Raw genomic sequence first — 15082 nt, forward strand, 5'->3', positions numbered from 1 at the left:
TCGGCGCTCGTTCATAGGTGGACACTCCTAGGATCGCGTCATGACCTTCGGACGCCGGATCAGGGTGGCCGCGCTGACAGCCCTCTCCGCGGGCGTCCTCGCGACGCTCGTCGGCTGCGCATCCGGTCTTCCTCAGCCCGCAGCCGCCCCCACGTTCGCCGCGCCCATCCTCGAGGCCAGTCCCTCGCCCTCGTCGACCTCCTCGACGCCGCTGCGCGTGGTGACCCTCGGAGACTCCCTCATGTCGGGCTTCGGCTTGGAGCCGCAGCAGGCCTGGCCGACGCTTCTCGCCGGGCGAGCTCATGTCTGGCTCACGAACCTGGCCTGCCCGGGCATGGGCTTCGTCGTCCAGGGCGATTGCGGCACGACCTATGCCGGCCTCATGCCCGCGGTCGCCGCCCTTCAGCCGCAGCTGCTCATCGTCGAGTCCTCGAGCAACGACTTCTGGGAAGACGAAGACGAGATCCGCACGGACACCGCGGACACCGTGGACCAGTTGCGCGCAGCCGCTCCCGATGCGCGCATCGTCGGCCTCAGCACCATCTGGAACGATGACCCCGAGGTCCCCGGCGACACGAAAGTCACCTCCGACGCCCTCAAGGACGCCGTCGACAAGGTGGGGGGAACCTTCATCGATGTCGGCCAGCCCCTCGCCGGTCACCCCGAGTGGATGCAGGAGGACGACGTCCACCCCACCCCGCGGGGCCAGCGTGCGATCGAGCAGACCGTCATGTCGGCCTTGCAGGACGCAGACGTCCTGCCCTGACGCAGATGCCGGGCCGACCCCGGCGACACGGGTCAGCCGCGACCGAGCATCTTCTGCAGCTCGGCGAGGTCGGCCTCGCTCGGAGCCGCCTGACCGCCCAGTCCGAAGCCCGAGCCGGTGGCCGGGGCAGAGGCCGCGATGCCGGCGTTCTCGGCCGCGCGCTTGGCCGGGTTGCCCGAACGCGAGCCCTTGGCCTTCTGCTGCTTGCCGCGCTTCGACGAGGCGCCGGGCTTTCCGCCGACGGGACCCATGCCGGGGATGTTGGGCACACCTCCGCGCGCGACCGTCTTCATCATCTTCGCCGCCTGCTCGAACCGCTGCACGAGCTGGTTGACGTCCGTGACCGTCATACCCGAACCGCGCGCGATGCGCAGGCGCCGAGAGCCGTTCAGCATCTTGGGGTTCCGGCGCTCCGCGACCGTCATCGAGCGGATGATCGCCTCGGTTCGGTCGATCTCGCGCTCGTCGAAGTTCTCGAGCTGTTGCTTCATGTTTCCCATGCCCGGGAGCATCCCGAGCATCTTCTTCATGGAGCCCATCTTCTTCATCTGCTGCATCTGCTCGAGGAAGTCCTCGAGGGTGAAGGTCTCTGTCGCGAGCTTCTCGGCGACCTTCATCGCCTCGGCCTCGTCGAAAGCAGACTGCGCCTGCTCGATCAGGGTGAGGATGTCACCGAGGTCGAGGATGCGCGACGCCATGCGGTCGGGGTGGAAGGGCTCGACGTCGTCGAGACCCTCACCCGTGGACGCGAAGATGATGGGGCGGCCGGTCACCGAGGCCACCGAGAGCGCGGCACCGCCTCGGGCGTCACCGTCGAGCTTCGACAGCACCACGCCGGTGAAGTCCACGCCGTCCTGGAACGCCTTGGCCGTGTTCACGGCATCCTGACCGATCATGGCGTCGATGACGAACAGCACCTCGTCGGGCTGCGTCGCGGTGCGGATGTCGGAAGCCTGCTTCATCAGCTCGGCATCGACGCCGAGGCGGCCGGCGGTGTCGATGATGACGATGTCGTGCTGCTGACGCGTCGCGTAGGCGACGCCGTCGCGGGCGACCTTCACCGGGTCGCCGACGCCGTTGCCCGGCTCGGGCGCGTACACGGCGGCTCCGGCGCGCTCGGCGACGACCTGGAGCTGGTTGACGGCGTTGGGGCGCTGGAGGTCGCACGCAACGAGGAGCGGGGTGTGGCCGTCCTTCTCGAGCATCTTGGCGAGCTTGCCCGCGAAAGTGGTCTTACCCGAGCCCTGGAGGCCGGCGAGCATGATAACGGTCGGCGGGTTCTTCGCGAACTGCAGACGACGCTGCTGGCCGCCCAGGATGCCGATGAGCTCGTCGTTGACGATCTGCACGACCTGCTGTGCCGGGTTCAGCGCGCGATTGACCTCGTCACCGAGGGCGCGCTCGCGGACGGCGGCGGTGAACTCCTTGACCACGGGCAGCGCGACGTCCGCGTCGAGAAGGGCGCGGCGGATCTCGCGCACCGTCCCGTCGACGTCGGCGGGCGTGAGCTGGCCCTTCTTCCGGAGATTGCGGAAGGTCTCTGTGAGCCGGTCGGAGAGGGTGCCGAAAGTCGCCATGATGAGTCGAGTTTACGCGGGGCAGGGCGCGTTCGCCGCCCGCCGTGCGCTCTCACGCCGCGGAGAGCGCTTCTGCGAGCGTCTCGGCGAGCGAGCGGCCCGCGGCCGTACGGTCCGCCCACGCCCACACCGCTGCCAGCACCGCCGCCGACAGCGCCCCCGCGCGCACCTGTGAGAGCAGAGGAGGGATGCCATCGCGCACGAGTCGCGCCGAGATCTCGCTCTGCAACCGGAACTGGCGGATAGCGCGTTCGCGATCGAGTTCGCTCGCGATGCCCATCGCCTCGGCATTGGTGATCGCCAGCGCCAGGGCATCGGGGGCGAGCTCGTCGCCGATCGCCGTGAGTGCCGCGGTCACGTCCACGCCGTCGTGGAGCAGAGCGGTCGCGCGGGCGGATTGCTCGTCGAACCCCGACCACAGGACATCGCTCTTCGCCGAGAAGTAGTTGAAGAAGCTCGAGCGGCTGACGCCCGCGCGCCGGGTGATCTCCGAGACGCTCGTGGCGTCGTACCCCTGCTCGAGGAACAGCTCGCAGGCCGCCTCCGAGAGCACTTCGCGCGACGATGCGCGCGGTCGTCCACTTCGAGGCTCGGCGGTCACGACCCCAGCCTAGGGGCGCACCCGCTGTGTATTGTTGGACCCAATCCAACATCGGAGCCATCGATGATCGACATTCACCACGTGGGCCTGGCCCCGCACTACGTCCCCTACCTCGACGGCTGGGCGCACCAGCGTCGCATCCACGCCGACGTCGTGGCGGGAGCGCGTGCCGACACCCTGCTGCTGCTCGAGCACGAGGCCGTCTACACGGCGGGCAAGCGCACCGAGGCGCACGAGCGTCCCGACGACGGCACGCCGGTCGTCGACGTCGATCGCGGGGGCAAGATCACCTGGCACGGCCCCGGGCAACTCGTGGGCTACCCGATCGTGCGTCTGCCCGAGCCCCTCGACGTCGTCGCGCACGTGCGCCGACTCGAGGCTCTGCTCATCACCGCCCTCGCCCCTCTCGGCGTCGACGGTTTCCGCGTCGAGGGCCGCAGCGGCGTCTGGGTTCGCCGCCCCCTCGGCATCGACAAGGTCGCGGCGATCGGTGTCCGCGTCGAAAAAGGAGTGACGATGCACGGCTTCGCCGTCAACTGCGACAACACCCTCGCCGGTTTCCGGCGCATTGTGCCATGCGGGATCACGGATGCCGGAGTGACCACCGTCAGCGAGGTGCTGGGTGCCGATGTCTCCCCCGCCGATCTCGTTCCGACGATCGAGCGCGTGTTCCGCGCTGAGTACGCGGCGGTGGCCGCATGAGCGCCTGCGGGACCGGGAACGCCGACGTCCCGGCATCCACCGCTCCGAACGGGCGGAAGCTCCTGCGCCTCGAGGTGCGCAACGCCGAGACGCCGATCGAACGCAAGCCGGAGTGGATCAAGACCAAGGCCAGGATGGGCCCGGAGTACACCGCCCTGCAGAGCCTCGTGAAGACCGAGGAGCTGCACACGGTGTGCCAGGAGGCCGGCTGCCCCAACATCTTCGAATGCTGGGAGGACCGCGAGGCGACCTTCCTCATCGGTGGCTCGCAGTGCACCCGCCGGTGCGATTTCTGCCAGATCGATACCGGCAAACCCGCCGACTACGACCGCGACGAACCGCGTCGGGTGGCGGAGAGCGTCACGCGCATGCAGCTGCGGTACGCGACCGTCACCGGCGTCGCCCGAGACGACCTGCCCGACGAGGGCGCGTGGTTGCACGCCGAGACGGTGCGCCGCATCCACGCCGAGAACCCGGGCACCGGGGTCGAGATCCTCGCGACCGACTTCTCGGGAAACCCCTCCCACCTCGACGAGGTCTTCTCGTCGCGTCCCGAGGTGTTCGCGCACAACGTCGAGACGGTCCCCCGCATCTTCAAGCGGATCCGCCCCGCCTTCCGCTACGAGCGCTCGCTCGGGGTGCTCACCGCTGCCCGAGACGCGGGGCTCATCACGAAGTCGAACCTCATCCTCGGCATGGGCGAGGAGCCGGAGGAGGTCGTCCAGGCCCTCGAAGACCTGCGCGCCGCGGGCACCGACATCATCACGATCACCCAGTACCTGCGCCCGACCCCGCGACACCTGCCGGTACAGCGCTGGGTCAAGCCGGCCGAGTTCGTCGAGTTCAAGGAAGAAGCCGAGCGCATCGGGTTCCTCGGCGTTCTCGCCGGTCCCCTCGTGCGCTCGTCGTACCGCGCCGGGCGCCTGTGGGCGCAGTCGATGGTGTCGAAGGGGCGGGAGATCCCGCCCCACCTCGGGCACCTGGCGAAAGACATCGCGGCAGCGGACGCCGGGTTCGCTCAGGCGGTCTGAGGTCTCACGCGGCTGCGTTGCCGGCGGGGGCGGCCGGCGATCGTCCCGCTCCGTGCCGACCTCGGACGAAGAAGCTCGGGATCAGTCGCCCCGAGCAGGCTGCCGACGGTATCGGCTGATCGGCGAGACCAGCGGCATGCCCGATGCGGGATCGGCCACGACGACGGACTCGATCCCGAAGACCTCGCGCACGAGGTCGACGTCGACGATCCGTTCCGGTGCTCCCTCGCGCACGATTCGGCCGTCTCTCATAGCGATGAGGTGATCGGCGTAGCGACACGCGAGCGAGAGCTCGTGCAGCACCATGACGATGGTGACGCCCCGCTCGCGATTGAGCTCGGCGAGCAGGTCGAGCACCTCGATCTGGTGGCTCACGTCGAGGTACGTGGTCGGCTCGTCGAGCAGCAGAACGTCGGTCTGCTGCGCCAGCGCCATCGCTATCCACACGCGCTGCCGCTGCCCGCCCGACAACGAGTCGACCGACCGAGCGGCCAGATCCAGCACTCCGGTCGTCGCCATCGCCGCGTCGACGATCTCATCGTCTCCGCTCGCGCGCCGTCGCAACCAGCTCTGGTGGGGATACCGCCCCCGACCGACCAGGTCGGCCACCGTGACGCCCTCGGGCGCTATCGGCGACTGCGGCAGCAGACCGAGCCGCCGCGCGACCTCGGCAGTGGGCCGGGATCTGATGTCGGCGCCGTCGAGGAGAACCGTCCCCGCGGAGGGCGTGATCAAGCGTGCCATCGCCCGCAGCAGGGTGGACTTGCCGCAGGCGTTCGCGCCCACGATGACGGAGATGCGTCCCGGGGGGATCGCGAGAGTGAGGTCTTCGACCACGGGTCGCGCGTCGTAGGCGAGGAAGACGCCCTCGGCACGCAGGTCGACGGGGCCGTCGTTCATGTGAGTCCTCCCGGACGGGTTCGGGTTCCTCGTGCCAGAAGCCACACGAGATACGGGGCGCCGACGATGCCGGTCACGACCCCCACGGGCAGGTCCACCCCCGGTATCGCGTACTGCCCCAGCAGGTCGGACGTGCTCACCAGCGCCGCTCCCACGGCCGCGGCGGCCCAGAGCGAGAGCGGGCCGGTGCCTCCGATCCGGCGCGCCAACTGGGGCGCCACGAGTGCGACGAATCCGATCGGGCCGGCAGCCGAAACGGCGACGGCGGCGAGGACCACCGCGGTGGCGAGGACGCCGACTCGGGTGCGTTCGACGCGGAAGCCCAGGGCGGTCGCGCTCGCGTCGTCGAGCTCGAGCGCCCGCAACCCGCGCCGCTGCAGCGTGAGCACCAGCGCCCCGATGAGAGCGATGACCCCGGTCGAGCCGACCACCGGCCACGCCGCTCCGCTGAGATTGCCGACCAGCCAGGTGTAGGCCACGCTGACGTCGCGTAGATCGGACAGCGTGAGCAGGTACCCCGTCACGGCCGATGCCAGCGCGGCCACACCCACGCCCACGAGCACCAGTCGCAGAGCGTGGATGCCGCGTCGCCAGGCCAGGGCGCCGATCAGGACTGCCGCCGCGATGCCGCCGATCACGACGAGCACGGTCAGGGTCACACCGCTCACGGAGAGCATCAGCACGGCGAACACCCCCACCGCACCGGCCGACGCGGTCACCCCCAGCACGTCGGGACTCGCCAGCGGATTGCGCAACACGACCTGGAAGACCGCACCGGCAAGGCCGAGCGCGGCGCCCACGATCACCGCCGCCGCAGCGCGGGGCATGCGCAATTCCCAGACCACATAGGTCGCGATGCGGCTGCCCGTGCCGGTGAGCGCACTCCACACCTCGGCCGGGGTGAGGGCCGCGGCGCCCAGAGACAACGCGACCGCCGACAGCGCGACCACCACGCCCACCGCACCCGCGACCACCGCCAGGACGCGGCGCCGCTCGGCGCGTCGCAGGCGCGCCGTCACCGCGGTCACAGACCCACCGCCTTCATGCGACGCACGAGTGCGATGAACACGGGAGCACCGACCACCGCGACGATGACCCCGACCTGCACTTCACCCGGTCGAGCGACGACCCGCGCCACCACGTCGGCTGCGACGAGGAACGCCGCCCCCACCGGTGCGGAGTACGCGAGGATCCAGCGATAGTCGACCCCCACCAGCAGCCGGACGACATGCGGCACGACCAGCCCCACGAACGCGATGGGACCGGCGACAGCGGTCGCCCCGCCCGCGAGGGCCACGACGATGAGCCCGGCCACCAGCCGCGCGCGCCGGACGCGCACGCCCAGGCCCGCGGCGGTGTCGTCTCCGAGGGCGAACAGGTTCAACACCCGGCCGGACGCGAGCCCCGCCAGCAGCGCGACGACCAGGACCGGCAGCACCGGGATCAGTACGTCGAGGCCGCGCCCCGCGAGTGCACCGACCTGCCAGAAGCGCAGCGCATCGAGCGCATCCTGTCGAACGAGGAGGACCGCCGAGACCAGGCCGGCCAGGGCGGCGCTGAGTGCGGCACCGGCGAGTGCCAGTTTGGCGGGTGTCGCCCCGTCGCGACCGCCGGAGGACACCGCCCACACGACCGCCGCGGCCAGCGCGCCGCCGATCCACGCGAACCACATGTACTGGGCCGAGCCGACGGCGCCGAACACGGTGATGGCGACCACCACCGCGAGGGCGGCACCCTGATTGATGCCCAGGATGCCGGGATCGGCCAACGGGTTGCGCGTCACCCCCTGGGCGATCGCGCCGGCGACGCCGAGGGCCGCCCCGACCAGCAGGCCGACCACCGTGCGCGGAACGCGCTTGTCGACGATGGCGATGTGCTCGGCGCTGGCGGGGTCGTAGTGGGTCAACGCCGCCCAGACCGTCTCCGGCCGGATGTCGGCCGAGCCGACGGCGATACCGAGGCCGGTGACGAGGACGAGCGCGCCGATGACGATCCCCGTGGCGGCGAGACGGCGACGCGCGAGGAGGACTCGCGCGGCGCCGTCTGCGAGGGCGACCTCAGCCGACACGCTCGGCGACGGCGGCCAGCTGCGGAACGTACTGGTCGAGCATCCACGGGATCGACAACGCCGTGGGAGCGCTCGAGGCCATCACGAACGATTCTCCGACGATGGGGGCGAACCGCCCCTCCTTCACCTGCGGCATGGCGGCGACGAGGGGGTCTGCGACGAAGGCGTCGGCGGCATCCTGTGTTCCGAAGTAGGCGACGAGCACGTCGGAGCTCAACGATCCGAGGTTTTCGAAGCTGACCTTGTAGAAGTAGCTCGATGCATCGGAAGCGGGCACATTGGCCTCGACGCTGGGTGCGACGGCCATGCCGAGCTGCGTGAGAAGCTGCACGCGCGGGTCGTCGGCGCGGAAGACGTTGAACGTCTCGGGCTGGTTGTTCGCGCCGTAGACGAAGGTCTTGCCCTGCAGCGCGGGGTACTTCGCGGCCAGCGTCGTGATCTCGTCGTTCGTCCGAGCGATGAGTGCGTCGGCCTCGTCGGACAGCCCCAGGGCCTGACCGATGATCTTCGTCTGGTCCTGCCAGGACGTGGCCCACGGCTTGTCGGGGTACGCCACCACGGGTGCGATCTTGCTGAGCTCGTCGAACTGCTCCTGGGTCAGTCCGGAGTAGGGGGCGAGGATCACGTCCGGCTTGGCCTGGACGAACTCCTCCACGTTCGGCGTGCCGTTGTCGCCGCCCGAGAGCAGCTGCGGGGTCTGGCCGCCGAGCTCGTCGATGGCGTCCTTGTCCCAGGGGAGGATGCCGTCCACACCGCCGTAGGCGAACGCGGGCATGGCCACCGGCACCACGCCGAGCGCGAGCGCGGCATCCTGAGACGACCAGCCCCACGTGGCGACCCGTTCGGGCTTGGCGTCGATGACGGTCTGCCCGAGGGAGGAGTCGATGGTCACCGGGAACCCCGCGGCGGCCGGGGCGGCGGACTCCGGCGACGACGACGTCGTGCCCGCGCAGCCGGCCACGGCGATCATGCCGGTGACGATGAGGGTGGCGGCTCCGATGAGACGGGTGCGACGGCGCGAGCGCACGGACATGGGACTCCTTCGAGGGTCGGGTAAACCTCGACAGCTTGAGGTTAGGACAGCCTCACCTTAGTGGAGTGGGGCGTGGTTCGCACGTCGGCACCACCGACGGCGTCTCCCGCAAGGCTGCGTCGCTCAGACGGCCTTCGACCCGCCCGACGTCTCGCGCGTCGATCGCCCGCGGAGAACAGCGAACGACGCGGTCGCCTCAGGCCGGCCAGACATACGGGAGGTCGTCCCGTATGTCGCCGAAGCGCGGTACGTAGAACTCGGCGTCCTTGCGGATGAGGTTGGAACGGTGGGCGAGGTGGAACGCCTCGTCCCCGATCCACGGCGGCAGGTCGAGATCGCCCTGTTCGAGGCCGTCCACCTCGGGCGCGAAGTCGCGGATCTTCTCGCGGACGGTGTCCTCGCGCCCCTGCGAGATCCACTCGTCGGTCATCGCCAGACCGTACGAGACGAGGGCGGGAAGGTGACCGTCCCACATCTTGGCCGCGGGGTGGTGGCGCCAGCCGTGGTCAGGAACCGTCAGCGCGCGCAGCAGTTGAAAGGTCTCGACCCGCTGCTTGCCGAGGCGCTTCGGATCGAGCACACGGGCGGAGTCGACGAACGAGGGATACGGCAGAAAGGTCTGCACGCGCTCAGTCGGCGCTCGTGACCGACTGGACGCTGCCGTCGGAGGCCAGGTTGACCAGAAGGACGTCGTCGGTCGCGTCGGGGTCGAGAGCGTACTCCAGCACCGCGAAGGGGTCTGCTCCCCCGTGCTCATCGGCGAGGATCGTCATGCTCATCAGCTGCAGCGCCTTGATGACGTCGATGTGCGTGTCACCCGAGACGTCCGTGAGCAGGTCCTCGAGCTCTTCACCTAGGGTGGCCTGCTGCTGGAGGATGTACTCGGTCACCTCGCTGGTGCGCGAATCGAGTTCGTTGACCATGGCGTTCCGCGCGGCGAGGTCGATGGCCTCGAGCGACGAGACCATGGATGCCGCGACGTCGAGCGCCTCGGCCGACACGTCGTCCTGATCGGGGGCCGTCAGATCGACCGTGACGCTCTGATCGCCGAACTCGACGTTCTCGCTCCAGAAGATCGACCCGTCCGGGCCCGACTCGAGGAGTCCGAAGAAGTCGTGCTCGATGGCCATGACTCCATGTAAGCATTCCGCCCGGTGTTGGGGAAGACGACCCGCCCAGGTGGGTGTGTGCGGTATGAGTCAGTCAACGAGAGAAGCTGCGAACACGTGCGGGGTGAAACCCGTGAGGTCGTTGATGCCCTCGCCCTGGCCGAGGAGTTTGACCGGGATGCCGGTGCGCTCCTGCACCGCGAGAACGAAGCCGCCCTTCGCGGAACCGTCGAGCTTCGTCAGCACGAGGCCGGTGACCCCCGCGCTGTCGAGGAATGCCTGCGCCTGCATCAGCCCGTTCTGACCCGTGGTGGCATCCAGGACGAGGAGGACCTCGGCGATCGGCGCCTGCTTCTCGATGACGCGCTTGATCTTGCCGAGCTCGTCCATGAGCCCGCCCTTGGTATGAAGTCGACCCGCCGTGTCCACGAGCACGATCTCGGTACCGGTCTCTTTCGCGTGGGCGACGGTCTGGAAGGCCACGGATGCCGGATCCTGGCCCTCGTGCTGTGGGCGCACGATCGTCGCTCCCCCACGCTCGGCCCAGGTCGCGAGCTGGTCGACCGCCGCGGCCCGGAAGGTGTCGGCGGCCCCCACCGTGACGGTGCGACCGTAGCGCTGCAGGAACTTCGCGAACTTTCCGATGGTCGTGGTCTTGCCCACACCGTTCACACCGACGACGAGCACGACCGCCGGACGCTCGGTGAGGCGAAGGGTCGTGTCGAACTTGGCGAAGTGCTCCTCGAGGGTCTCTTTGAGCATGCGCTGCAGATCACGCGGGTCGGTCGTACGGAAGCGCTCGACCTTCTCGCGGAGCTCCTCGACCAGACGCTCGGTCACATCGGGACCGAAATCGGCCGTCAGCAGCGCCGTTTCGAGGTCGTCCCACGTGGTCTCGTCGATCGTGGGCTTGACGAACAGCCCGCGCAGCGCGCGGCCCAGCGACCAGGAGTTCTCAGCCATTGCTTCAGCTTACGGGGGCGGCTTCGTCGGAGGTCCTCGCGACGGGGTCCTGCGTCGCTCGCGCGATGGCGCGATCGCCGACCCTCTGGCCCACGACCGCCGAGACCCCGTCCTGACGCATGGACACCCCGTAGAGCGCGTCGGCGATCTCCATGGTGCGCTTCTGGTGGGTGATGACGATGAGCTGGCTACTCGCGCGGAGCTTCTCGAAGACCCCGAGCAGACGACCCAGGTTGGCGTCGTCGAGCGCCGCCTCCACCTCGTCGAGGATGTAGAACGGGCTCGGGCGCGCCGTGAAGATCGAGGTGAGGAACGCCACCGCCGCGAGCGAGCGTTCTCCGCCCGACAACAGCGAGAGCCGCTCGATCTTCTTGCCGACCGGACGCACCGCGACCTCGATGCCGGTGGTCAGCGGGTGCTCGGGATCGGTGAGAGAGATGCTGCCGGCCCCTCCCGGGAAGAGAATCGGGAAGATCTCCGTGAAGGCCGCACGCGTGTCTTCGAAGGCCGCGACGAAGATCGTCTGCATGCGCTCGTCGAGGTCGGCGATGATCGTCTGCAGATCGGCGCGCGTCTGCTGCAGGTCGGCGAGCTGCTCGGTGAGGAAGGCGTGGCGCTGCTCGAGCGCGGCGAATTCCTCCAGGGCCAGCGGGTTCACCCGGCCGAGCTGCGACAGCTTGCGCTCGGCATCCTGGAGCCGGCGCTTCTGAGCGGCGCGATCGAAGGGCATGCCCTCCTCCGCGTTCTCGGTGGGGATGGGCTGGTCGGGGCCGTACTCCGAAACGAGAATGTGCTCGTCCAACGCGAGCTCGGACTGAGCACGCTCGAGAAGACCGGTCACGTGGAGCTTCTTCTCGTGCATCTGCAGCTCGAGCCCGTGCACGCTTTCGGTGAGCCGTGCCAGACGCTCTCGCACGAGGGACTCGTCGGCTCGCGCACGAGAGAGCTCCTCCGTGATCGCCGTGCGGGCGGACTCCGCGGCCGCCAGCTCCACCCGCGCCTGACTGACCGAGCGATCGACCGAGTCGAGCAGGGCCGGGAGGTGGCCCGCGACCTCAGCGGCGATCTCACGCTGCGCCCGGCGAAGCACAGCACGGCGTGCCGCCTCGGCGGCCGCGGTTCGCTCGCGCTCACGTTGCTGCTCGATCTGCACGATGCGAGCCTCACCGGCGCGGACGCGCTCTTTCAGCGTCTCAATGCCGAGGCGGGCGCGCATCTCGGTCTCGCGCGCGGCGTCGACCTCTGCCGCCATTCCTTCGCGCGCCGAGGCGTCGAGGAGCGGGCGTGGCGCGTCGAGGGCCCGGGCCAGCGCATCGTCGGCCCGACGTGCCGCGTCCTCCGCCTCGGCGACCGCGCTCTCGGTCTGCGCGAGCCCCGCGACCAGACGGTCGCACTCGGCGACCGCGGCTTCGTGGCGCACGGTCACGCGGTTGACCTTCTCCGCGTGAGCGGCCAGGGCTGCGTCATGCGCGCGAAGGGTCGAAAGGGCGTCTTTCGTGCGCTGGCGCGCATCGACCTGCAGACGCTGTTCGTCGGCGAGGGCTTCTCTCAGCGAATCCACGATCACGACGACCTCGTCGAGCCGTTCCACGGCGGCGTCGCGCTCGGCAGCGAGTTCGAGGCGCGACCGGCCCGAGCCCGAGCCGGCGCGAACGGTCCGCGCGGTCACGACCTCGCCAGAGCGGGTCACGACCGTGAGCCCGTCCGCCAGACTCGACTGCGCCGATCGCGCGGCGTCGAGGTCTTCGACGATGAGGACGCGAGCCAGGATGCCGAGCACCCCGGGCGAGGCCGTGACGACATCCGCTGCGAGCACCGCACCCTCGAGCGCCGGGAGGGACTCCCCCGGCCCGGGGGCGTCGGCCAGAGCGATCTCGACCAGACCCAGGTCGGCCTCGGCGGCCGTGCGGGCCGCGGTGAACGCCGCTTCCGCGTCGTCGACGAGCAACCCTTCCGCGAGGGTTCCGAGCACCGCGGCCACCGCCGCTTCGTATCCGGCCCTGACCTTCAGGTCGTCGCCGACGAGACCCCGGATGCCGGAACCCCCGGCCGAGATCAGATCGGCGGCCGCGTTGCGGACATCCAGGGCGCGGCCGAGAGCGGTGGTCTGCGCGGTGAGCGCGTCGCGCTCACGCTCGGCGGCGTGTAGGCGTTCACGCAGGCCGGACACGCGCGCCTCGACGTCGTTGGCGTCGCGCTGAGCGCGCTCGTAGGCGGCCGCGTGCTCGGCCGTCGAGGCCTCGGGGACCACGTCGGGATCCAGCTCGGCGACGGCTTGCTCGGCTTCCGCCCGTCGGATCAGCGCGGCGTCGAGCGCCCGCTGCTGACGGTCGACACCGGCACGCACGGCGGCAAGCGCCGAGCTCGCCGCATCCGCCGCTCCCCGCAGGCTCGTGATCTTCATGTCGTGTTCCGACACCAGCGCACTCTGTGCTGCGATGTCGACGTCGAGCGCGTCGAGGTCGGCGCGGGCACGCGTCACCGCTCGGGACGCCTCTGCCGCGGCATCCTGAGCCTCTCCGAGGCCCGCGGCGATGTCGTCGATCTCGGCGCGGACGTCGTCGATCATCGACTGTGTCACCGTGGGGGCGAAGCCCGACCCGTCCGTCTCGTCGTCGCCGAGGAGCGTCAGGCGCTGGCCGGCCAGTGTGTAGAGCCCCCGGAGTCGCTCCTGCACCTGCTCGAGCGCGAAGGCGACACCGCGCGCGCGGTCGACGGCGTCGGAGCGCTGGTCGTTCTCGAGGCGCTCCACCCGACCGCGCAGCCCCTCCGACTGCTCCTGCAGGCCCAGCCGCTCGGTGTGGCGCTCACTCTCGGCTCGAGCGGCGTCGGCGAGTTCCGCGCGCAGACGCACGAGCTCGTCGGCGTAGAGGCGCGCTTTCGCGTCCCGGACCACCGCGGCGATCGTCGCTGCCTCTCGAGCGATCTCGGCCTGCTTGCCCAGCGGCTTGAGCTGCCGGCGCAGTTCGCCGGCGAGATCGCTCAAGCGCGTGAGGTTCGTCTCCATCGCCTCGAGCTTGCGGACGGTCTTCTCTTTGCGTCGGCGATGCTTGAGGATTCCTGCGGCTTCCTCGATGAACCCGCGACGGTCCTCCGCCGATGCCTGGAGCACGGTGTCGAGGCGGCCCTGCCCGATGATCACGTGCATCTCGCGCCCGAGGCCCGAATCGCTCAGCAACTCCTGCACGTCGAGCAGGCGGCACGTCTGCCCGTTGATGGCGTACTCGCTCGCGCCGGTGCGGAACAGCGTGCGACTGATCGTCACCTCGCTGTAGTCGATCGGCAGAGCACCGTCGGCGTTGTCGATCGTCAGCTGGACCTCGGCCCGCCCCAGGGGTCCCCGCGTCGAGGTGCCGGCGAAGATGACGTCCTCCATCTTGCCGCCGCGAAGGGTCTTCGCCCCCTGCTCCCCCATCACCCAGGCCAGGGCGTCGACGACGTTGGACTTGCCCGACCCGTTCGGTCCGACGATGCATGTCACGCCCGGCTCGAGGGCGAAGGTGGTCGACTGCGCGAAGGACTTGAAGCCCTTGAGCGTCACGCTCTTCAGGTGCATGTCACCCGCCCTCCGCTCCATCGAACCGCGTGTTCACGGTATCCGAGAAACCGCAGGATTCCGCGGCGGCGGGCCGGTGGGCGCGGTTCGACGCGCCCGGCACCCGCCCCAATCTGAGCGGAAGCTTGACATTCGCTGACAGCCTTCGCTAGCGTCTGAGGTCGCAACCGACGTCGAAAGGAGGTTACTTCCATGATTCGCACCACGACCGGCTTCACCGCCACCGGCTTCATCGCCGTCCCCGTGCTCTCCGCATACGCCACGGGAGTGACCACCGCCGTCGGCATGCCCCCTCGTCAGGGCTAGTTCGTCGCGTCGAGACGCCTTGTCGTCTCCGCTTCCCGTGAGCCCGTCTCCTCGACGTCGGCCACCCGGACCCTCTGCGTCCGCCCCCGCGTGAGCTGTCTGCTCGACGCGCTTCCTCCTCGCCAGATCTTCTTTACGGAGCTTCCGCATGAACGCCCTGTTCACGCGCGCGCCGCAGCACTCCTCGGCCGCGCCTTCCACCCCTCCCACTCCCTCCACGATCACGTTCGACACGACGGCCTACCGGCCGCTGGGTCTGCTCGACCGCCTGTCGCTGCGTCTGGGGCTCTGGCTGCTCAACCGGCACGCCAACCGGGCCCGCGCCCTCGACCACCGCGCGGTCGAAGCCCTGCGAGCTCGCGACGCGGCCGCCGAGCGGGACCGCCGCGAGCGGGCCTGGCAGAGCGCCGCGGCGTTCAGCCGCCCGCCGTTCTGATCCCGGTGGGGTCGGCCTCTCGGCCGGCCCCACC

Annotated in this window: 14 protein-coding genes; 4 read left to right on the forward strand and 10 right to left on the reverse strand. The window is 69.9% G+C overall.

Annotation, left to right across the window (positions count from 1 at the left end; all coding sequences use genetic code 11):
* The first annotated feature begins 40 nt into the window (after positions 1–40).
* A complete protein-coding gene (locus tag AB6V29_RS02670) occupies positions 41–766 on the forward strand; it encodes an SGNH/GDSL hydrolase family protein (protein ID WP_267787105.1) in 726 nt (241 codons plus the stop codon).
* Positions 767–798: 32 nt separating this feature from the next.
* On the opposite strand, the gene ffh is transcribed toward AB6V29_RS02670, so the two are convergent.
* The gene (gene ffh, locus AB6V29_RS02675) at positions 799–2343 is read right to left on the reverse strand and encodes a signal recognition particle protein (protein ID WP_210074668.1); all 1545 of its coding nucleotides are present in this window, start codon (positions 2341–2343) and stop codon (positions 799–801) included.
* Between the two features lie 52 nt (positions 2344–2395).
* The gene (locus tag AB6V29_RS02680; protein ID WP_267787104.1) at positions 2396–2944 is read right to left on the reverse strand and encodes a TetR/AcrR family transcriptional regulator; all 549 of its coding nucleotides are present in this window, start codon (positions 2942–2944) and stop codon (positions 2396–2398) included.
* Between the two features lie 63 nt (positions 2945–3007).
* Between AB6V29_RS02680 and lipB the strand changes: the two genes are divergently transcribed.
* Positions 3008–3646, forward strand: coding sequence for a lipoyl(octanoyl) transferase LipB (gene lipB, locus AB6V29_RS02685; protein WP_369356889.1), 639 nt, complete (start codon positions 3008–3010; stop codon positions 3644–3646).
* Positions 3643–4677 carry a lipoyl synthase gene (lipA, locus tag AB6V29_RS02690; RefSeq protein ID WP_369356891.1) on the forward strand — a complete coding sequence of 345 codons (1035 nt, stop codon included), beginning with the start codon at positions 3643–3645 and terminating at the stop codon, positions 4675–4677. Before lipB ends, lipA begins: the two co-directional genes overlap by 4 nt.
* A gap of 81 nt (positions 4678–4758) precedes the next feature.
* Here lipA and AB6V29_RS02695 read toward each other — a convergent pair whose 3' ends face one another.
* From AB6V29_RS02695 to smc, 8 genes are all read right to left on the reverse strand, one after another.
* Positions 4759–5577, reverse strand: a complete 819-nt coding sequence (locus AB6V29_RS02695) for an ABC transporter ATP-binding protein (protein WP_369356893.1) — start codon at positions 5575–5577, stop codon at positions 4759–4761.
* Positions 5574–6605 carry an iron chelate uptake ABC transporter family permease subunit gene (locus AB6V29_RS02700; RefSeq protein WP_267787100.1) on the reverse strand — a complete coding sequence of 344 codons (1032 nt, stop codon included), beginning with the start codon at positions 6603–6605 and terminating at the stop codon, positions 5574–5576. The genes AB6V29_RS02695 and AB6V29_RS02700 overlap by 4 nt, the downstream gene beginning before the upstream one ends.
* Positions 6602–7645 (reverse strand): FecCD family ABC transporter permease, encoded by a 1044-nt coding sequence (locus AB6V29_RS02705; protein ID WP_369356895.1) that lies wholly within the window; start codon positions 7643–7645, stop codon positions 6602–6604. The genes AB6V29_RS02700 and AB6V29_RS02705 overlap by 4 nt, the downstream gene beginning before the upstream one ends.
* Entirely contained in the window at positions 7635–8678 is a 1044-nt protein-coding gene (locus tag AB6V29_RS02710) for an iron-siderophore ABC transporter substrate-binding protein (protein ID WP_267787098.1), read from the reverse strand. Before AB6V29_RS02710 ends, AB6V29_RS02705 begins: the two co-directional genes overlap by 11 nt.
* 196 nt (positions 8679–8874) lie before the next feature.
* Positions 8875–9303 carry an MSMEG_6728 family protein gene (locus AB6V29_RS02715; RefSeq protein WP_369356896.1) on the reverse strand — a complete coding sequence of 143 codons (429 nt, stop codon included), beginning with the start codon at positions 9301–9303 and terminating at the stop codon, positions 8875–8877.
* Between the two features lie 4 nt (positions 9304–9307).
* Positions 9308–9808 (reverse strand): DUF2004 domain-containing protein, encoded by a 501-nt coding sequence (locus tag AB6V29_RS02720; protein ID WP_103208919.1) that lies wholly within the window; start codon positions 9806–9808, stop codon positions 9308–9310.
* 69 nt (positions 9809–9877) lie between these two features.
* The gene (gene ftsY / locus AB6V29_RS02725; RefSeq protein ID WP_210074646.1) at positions 9878–10750 is read right to left on the reverse strand and encodes a signal recognition particle-docking protein FtsY; all 873 of its coding nucleotides are present in this window, start codon (positions 10748–10750) and stop codon (positions 9878–9880) included.
* Positions 10751–10754: 4 nt separating this feature from the next.
* Positions 10755–14306 carry a chromosome segregation protein SMC gene (gene smc, locus AB6V29_RS02730; protein WP_369356897.1) on the reverse strand — a complete coding sequence of 1184 codons (3552 nt, stop codon included), beginning with the start codon at positions 14304–14306 and terminating at the stop codon, positions 10755–10757.
* Positions 14307–14760: 454 nt separating this feature from the next.
* Between smc and AB6V29_RS02735 the strand changes: the two genes are divergently transcribed.
* Positions 14761–15048, forward strand: a complete 288-nt coding sequence (locus AB6V29_RS02735) for a hypothetical protein (protein ID WP_267787094.1) — start codon at positions 14761–14763, stop codon at positions 15046–15048.
* Positions 15049–15082 lie beyond the last annotated feature (34 nt).

This window comes from Microbacterium sp. 20-116, from assembly GCF_041079415.1.
Taxonomy (GTDB): Bacteria; Actinomycetota; Actinomycetes; order Actinomycetales; family Microbacteriaceae; genus Microbacterium.

Coding starts and splice junctions, on each gene's coding strand:
- AB6V29_RS02670 (WP_267787105.1), top strand. CDS start 41: ATGACCTTCGGACGCCGGATCAGGGTGGCCGCGCTGACAGCCCTCTCC.
- ffh (WP_210074668.1), bottom strand. CDS start 2,343: ATGGCGACTTTCGGCACCCTCTCCGACCGGCTCACAGAGACCTTCCGC.
- lipB (WP_369356889.1), top strand. CDS start 3,008: ATGATCGACATTCACCACGTGGGCCTGGCCCCGCACTACGTCCCCTAC.
- lipA (WP_369356891.1), top strand. CDS start 3,643: ATGAGCGCCTGCGGGACCGGGAACGCCGACGTCCCGGCATCCACCGCT.
- AB6V29_RS02695 (WP_369356893.1), bottom strand. CDS start 5,577: ATGAACGACGGCCCCGTCGACCTGCGTGCCGAGGGCGTCTTCCTCGCC.
- AB6V29_RS02710 (WP_267787098.1), bottom strand. CDS start 8,678: ATGTCCGTGCGCTCGCGCCGTCGCACCCGTCTCATCGGAGCCGCCACC.
- AB6V29_RS02720 (WP_103208919.1), bottom strand. CDS start 9,808: ATGGCCATCGAGCACGACTTCTTCGGACTCCTCGAGTCGGGCCCGGAC.
- ftsY (WP_210074646.1), bottom strand. CDS start 10,750: ATGGCTGAGAACTCCTGGTCGCTGGGCCGCGCGCTGCGCGGGCTGTTC.
- smc (WP_369356897.1), bottom strand. CDS start 14,306: ATGCACCTGAAGAGCGTGACGCTCAAGGGCTTCAAGTCCTTCGCGCAG.
- AB6V29_RS02735 (WP_267787094.1), top strand. CDS start 14,761: ATGAACGCCCTGTTCACGCGCGCGCCGCAGCACTCCTCGGCCGCGCCT.